General features: G+C 34.6%; 5 protein-coding genes. All 5 read left to right on the top strand.

Features of this window, described 5'->3' with window-relative positions; all coding sequences use genetic code 11:
- Positions 1-945, top strand: a 945-nt coding sequence (locus VQ643_RS15850) for a type IIL restriction-modification enzyme MmeI (RefSeq protein WP_414201411.1), incomplete at its 5' end; no start/stop codon positions are given.
- Between the two features lies 1 nt (position 946).
- A complete protein-coding gene (locus tag VQ643_RS15845) occupies positions 947-2,881 on the top strand; it encodes a DEAD/DEAH box helicase (protein ID WP_414201409.1) in 1,935 nt (644 codons plus the stop codon).
- Positions 2,882-2,884: 3 nt separating this feature from the next.
- A complete protein-coding gene (locus VQ643_RS15840; RefSeq protein WP_414201407.1) occupies positions 2,885-3,172 on the top strand; it encodes a hypothetical protein in 288 nt (95 codons plus the stop codon).
- A gap of 3 nt (positions 3,173-3,175) precedes the next feature.
- Positions 3,176-4,090: a GIY-YIG nuclease family protein gene (locus VQ643_RS15835; RefSeq protein ID WP_414201405.1), complete on the top strand. Its 915-nt coding sequence runs from the start codon at positions 3,176-3,178 to the stop codon at positions 4,088-4,090.
- A gap of 387 nt (positions 4,091-4,477) precedes the next feature.
- Positions 4,478-5,521, top strand: a complete 1,044-nt coding sequence (locus VQ643_RS15830) for a reverse transcriptase domain-containing protein (RefSeq protein WP_414201403.1) — start codon at positions 4,478-4,480, stop codon at positions 5,519-5,521.
- Positions 5,522-6,117: the final 596 nt, after the last annotated feature.

The raw sequence follows: 6,117 nt of genomic DNA, 5'->3' as shown, positions 1-6,117 counted from the left end.
ATATCAAAAAATTATACTAATAATAAAAAAATATTAAGAGAGGGCCTTTGGCAGACTGTAGATAGAATAAGCCCATATTTAACTGATTCTGAAATAAATGTTGTGAAGAGTAGATCAAAACCGTTATCAAAAAATTTACCCACGATGGGAATAGGCAATAAACCTATTGATGATGGTAACTATCTTTTTACGCTAGAAGAAAAAAATATATTTATTCAAGAAGAGCCTGCTTCTGAAAATTATTTTAGAAAATGGTATGGAACGCAAGAATTAAAGAATGGAAAGCCTAGATATTGTTTACTTGTAAAAGATATCCCTGTAGAAGCTCTTGATAAAATGCCCAAGATTTTGGAGCGTATACAAAAGGTTAGGGACTTTCGTTTGGCGAGTTCAAGTGTACCAACAATTCGTTTAGCAGAGACACCTAAAAAATTTCATGTGGAAAACTTTCCAGATAGTAATTATATAGTTATACCAAAGATTTCACCTGCTGAAATAGATTATTTTCCAGTATCATATTTTGATAAATCTATTTTATCTAGTGACTTACTCAATGTTGTGTCCAGTTCAGATATTTTCTACTTTGGAGTATTGTCATCGAGAATTCACATGGTTTGGGCTGCTGCTGTTTCTGGGCGTTTCGGTAATGGGATCAGGTATTCAACTAAAATTTGTTATAATACATTTCCACTTCCTTCCAAAATTTCCAATGATTTAAAGGATAAAATAAGAACTCTCAGTCTAGAAATTATTGAAGAGAGAGAGCAATATGCTAACAAAAATCTTGGTGATTTGTATTCTGAGGATATGCCAATCAAACTAAAAGAAAAACATCAAAAACTTGATCGTGCAGTCGATTCTGTCTTTAGTAAAACTTCATTTATAGATGATAGTGAAAGGCTAAAAGTTTTGTTTCAATTATATAATAATGCAGTGAAGAGTTGATATGACAGTTAATATTATAAATGTTGAATATCATCAAACTGGTGAAAGCACCTCAACCAACAATATGGGGATGCGGGCTATGCAAGCTCGTGCCTTCGAATCTCGTAATAGTCAGTATTTACTCTTAAAGGCCCCACCCGCATCAGGTAAATCTCGTGCATTAATGTTTTTGGGTTTAGACAAGATATATAACCAAGGGTTAAGCAAGGTTATTGTAGCCGTACCTGAACGCTCTATTGGTGGTTCATTTGCCAGCACTAAGCTGAGCGAAAGTGGTTTTTTTACAGATTGGGATATTAAACCTGAAAATAATTTATGTACTGCTGGTTGCGATAGAAGCAAAGTAAAAGCTTTTAAACGCTTTATGGAAGGCGCTGATCAGATATTAGTCTGTACCCATGCTACCTTAAGATTTGCTTTTGAAGAGCTTGAAGATCATGTATTTGATAATACATTAGTTGCTATTGATGAATTCCATCATGTTTCAGCAGATGCTGATAATATTTTAGGTAATGTTCTTAAATCATTAATGGACAATACCACTGCTCATATCGTTGCAATGACAGGCTCATATTTCCGTGGCGATAGCGTTCCTGTGCTCACGCCTGAAGATGAAGCTAAGTTTGATAAAGTTTCTTTTAACTATTACGAACAGCTTAATGGCTATACCTATTTAAAGTCCTTAGGCATTGGCTACCACTTCTATAAAGGCCGCTATTTTGCAGAAGATGATGAAGGGGTTATCGCAATTGCAGAAGTTTTGGATACCGATAAAAAAACTATTATTCATATTCCAAATGTGAATTCAGGTGAATCAACCAAAGATAAATATGATGAAGTGGATGCGATCCTAGAAATCATTGGTGAATTTGTCGCTAAAGATCCTAATACGGGCATTATTACCGTTAAACGCCCAGATGGTAAGATTTTAAAGGTAGCTGACCTCGTTGAAGAAGATGGTCGTGATAAAGTCGTTGAATATCTACGTAATATTAAAACCGTAGATGATCTTGACCTCATTATTGCCCTAGGTATGGCAAAAGAAGGCTTTGACTGGCAATTCTGTGAACATGCTTTAACGATTGGTTACCGTGGCTCTCTGACAGAGATTGTACAAATTGTGGGACGCTGTACACGAGACAGTTCAAACAAATCACATGCGCAATTTACCAATCTTATTGCGCAACCCGATGCACAAGACACCGAGGTAAAGTTTGCAGTAAATAGTATGCTTAAAGCTATCACTGCATCTTTGTTGATGGAACAAATACTCGCACCAAACTTCAAGTTTAAAACCAAACGTGATGATGGAGATATTGTTCCACCAGGTACGCTCACAATCAAAGGCTTTAAAGAACCAAGTACAGCAAAAACAAAGGCAATTATTGAAAATGATCTTGTGGACCTCAAAGCTGCTATTCTTCAAGATGCTAAGGTGATTGCAGGTTCAGCAGGCAAGGTTGAGCCTGAAGTGGTGAATAAAGTACTTATCCCTAAGATTATCCAAACAAAATATCCTGACTTAACGAAAGCTGAACTTGAAGAAGTGAGTCAATATTTAGTAGTAGACTCAGTAATTAGCACAGCAGAAGTCAAAGAAGTTGGTGATAAAAAATTTATTCGTATGGCAGATAAATTTATCAATATCGAAGACCTTAATATTGATTTAATTCAATCTGTAAATCCTTTCCAAAAAGCTTTTGAAATTCTATCAAAAGAAGTCACAGTTAATGTACTCAAATTGATTAAGGAAGCAATTGAGGCAACTAAGATTAGTATGTCTCAGGAAGAAGCTATTGAGTTATGGCCTAAGTTAAAAGCCTTCAAAGTTCAGTTTGGTCGTGAGCCTAGTCTAGAATCGAATAACTTAGTTGAAAAACGATTAGCCGAATGCCTAATCTATATTCGTGAGCAACGTAGACGAGCTGGAGTGTAATACGTGGAAGATTTCAACTGGCTTCAAGATATGATTGCTGATGATGACTTAGGTCTTTTAAACGTAAAGAAAAAGACGTCTGCTCTAACGGCTGATGAACAATTAGTCTCTAATTTTAATGAAATTAATGATTTTGTGACACAGCATGGACGTGTACCTGCTAAGGATATGAAAAACATTTCGGAGTTTATGCTTGCGAGCCGTTTAGATGCGATTAAGACTAATCCTGAGCAATACATGGCTTTGGCGGATTATGATGAATATAATTTACTCCCACTGCATCAGGGCTAAAATATGTCAGATATTAAGTCGCTTGAAGATATTTTTAATGATGATGATCTTGGTCTATTAGATGATGGTAAAGATGGTGACATCTTTAAAATTAAGCATGTGCCTGTTCAACGTATAGCAGCAGATGAAGTTGCTAAACGGAAACGCTGTAAGGACTTTGGTCAATTTGAACATTTATTTAAAGATGTTCATAGAGAGCTTCGAGAAGGTAAACGTAAACTGTTGCCTTTTAATGATAAGGGATATCAACTAGTTGAAGGAAGTTACTATGTTTTAAGCGGATTGTTAGTTTATCTCGCAGGTATTAATTTTACTTCTGAAGCTAAAACAGTTGATGGTAAACGTTTCCGTAAAGATGGTCGAACACGTACTATCTTTGAGAATGGCACTGAATCAACCATGCTGTACCGCTCATTGGCTAAAGCATTGTATAAAGATGGGCGCATTGTTTCAGAAACCAATGAACAAGAAAACTCTAACTTCTATACTAATTTTAGTGGTATCACTGAAGAGGATACATCGACAGGCTATATTTATATTTTAAAATCTAAAAGTGCAGATCCACGTATCCAATTATACGATCATCTTTACAAAATTGGTTTTGCAACAACAACTGTTGAAAAACGTGTTGCTAACGCAAGAAAAGAGCCGACTTATTTGATGGCTGATGTTGAAGTCATTGCTGAATATCAAGCTTTCAATATTAATCCTCAAAAATTTGAATATTATCTACATGCCTTTTTTGGTGAATCTTGCCTTGATTTATTGGTCGCAGATAAAGATGGTAAAAATCATCAACCGAAAGAGTGGTTTATTGCACCTTTAGAAGTAATTCAGCAAGCTGTTGAATTGTTGGTAAATGGGCAGATTATGAGTTATCAATATAATAGGTTTAAGAAAGTGATTGAGTTGATATAGTGGTATCCTCAAAAGATAGTGATAAAACTATGTATTGATTTCAATATTTTTTTTGTGTAAACTCACTATGCCTTTGGAGTGGATTATCCAGCTCGCAGAGGGATGCGGTTTGAACTGTCCAGCAGTTTATTGAGAAATATTGTAATAAAGAACTGAACCATCACGGTTGTAAGTTGTTTCAATAGTATCAGTACACAGTTGTTCATCATACTAGCTCCAATAGTATAGCATATTAAGTTAATGCGTTATCCGAAGATGTTTTTCGGTAAAATTAGTGCTGGATTTGAAGAAGTAAGAATACTTTCAGATCAAAGTTTAAAGACTCCGTAAGGGCGTAACGTGGGACGCGACACAAGCCCTTACGGATCTGCTAAATAAGGATTAGCATTGAATTTTGAAAAATATAAAAATGAAATCTATGATAAAAAACATATTCTAAGAGTTCAGAATAAAAAAATCCATAAATCAAGAATTCATTTTGATACACCACTTAATGCTCAAGACGCTTATTCTCTTGTTTCTCAGCCAGATAATGTGGTTAAACATTGGTTTCTACCTTTTATCGGATTTGAACAACGTACACGAAAAATTAAAAGTCATAATGGTTTAAGTCGTAGAGCTGCTAAAAAACGACCTTTAAGATATGCAGCTAACCAAGACGGTTATATTTATGCCTATTATTCATATCTTCTCACTGAAAAATATGAAAATTTCATAAAAGATACTCCTCTACAAAACTCAGTATTAGCCTATCGCTCATTGGGTAAATCAAACATTGAATTTGCTAAAGAGATTTTTGATTGGATCAGTCAAATAAAAGAATGTAATGTACTCACAATTGATCTATCAAGCTTTTTTGATACTTTAGATCATGGAATACTGAAAGAACAATGGCAGCATGTTAATGGCGTATCTTGCTTATCTAAAGATCATTATATTGTTTTTAAATCTTTAACTAATTATTCATTTTTAAATATAGAAGAAGCTCTGGTTGCTTTAGGATGGCCTGATAGGTCAAAAAGAAAAGAGAAAGATGAAAAAACTCCAAATCCTTTGAGAAAAAAAACTAGCAAGCCTTACCAAGCCCTAGGTGATTTTCGAAGCATTCGAAAAAAACAAGTTACTGATGCTGATGGTGTTGTTAGATACCTCATCCAGAAACCAAATAAAATCGATGGGAGAAGATATGGAATTCCTCAAGGTTCTCCTATGTCTGCCATACTTTCAAATATTTACATGCTGGACTTTGACAAATATTGTTGTGAGCTAGCGAATAATATGGGTGGAATATATAGACGTTATTGCGATGATATTATTCTAGTTTTTCCCCAGAATATTCAAATGAGCGATGTTTATAAAACTCTTGAAGAGTTATTGCTTAATCATGGCGGAAAGGAGTTAAAGATAAATCCAAGTAAGGTTGAAAAATAAAATTTACTTGTATTTCAGGTAAGCTGAAAGCCGTTGACATAGATACTAAAGTGGACAAGCCTCTACAATATCTTGGTTTTATATATAATGGTCAAGAAGTTTTGATCAGGTCATCTAGCCTATCAAATTATTATAGACGTTTAATTTCCAAAATTAGAGCATCGAAAAATAAAGCTCGAAGAAATAGATCAAAAACTTATCGTAGAAAAATCTATCGAATGTATAGCCATTTAGCTCGTAAACAACAAAATTTTATAACTTATACATATAGAGCATCGGAAGTGATGAAGGAGCTATCAGTTAAGAAACAGCTATCCAATCATTGGAAGCGCATCCATGAAGAGCTTAAAAAGTAAATGAGCCATACTTAAATTCTGAGCAATCAATTTTAAAGATGTCCAATTAAAATAAGAACTATTGTCCGAGTTGCTATGCTAATAAGTGATTGTAATCCCCCCTCAAAACCACAGAGGCTATTTGTAGAAAATTTCATTAATATAAACTCAAGGAGTTTTCTATGCGTAAATCAAAATTCACTGAGAGCCAGATTATGGCAATTCTCAAACAAAATGAGGCTGGAGTTCCAGTCCCTGAGC

This window comes from Pseudomonas sp. F1_0610 (assembly GCF_047470865.1).
GTDB lineage: Bacteria > Pseudomonadota > Gammaproteobacteria > Pseudomonadales > Pseudomonadaceae > JAZDRH01.
Note: the sequence above shows the minus strand (reverse complement) of the source record. Positions and strands in the feature narration are given on the sequence as shown.

What these genes read in the sequence shown, in the direction of transcription:
- VQ643_RS15845 (WP_414201409.1), top strand. Translation starts at nt 947, where the DNA reads ATGACAGTTAATATTATAAATGTTGAATATCATCAAACTGGTGAAAGC.
- VQ643_RS15835 (WP_414201405.1), top strand. Translation starts at nt 3,176, where the DNA reads ATGTCAGATATTAAGTCGCTTGAAGATATTTTTAATGATGATGATCTT.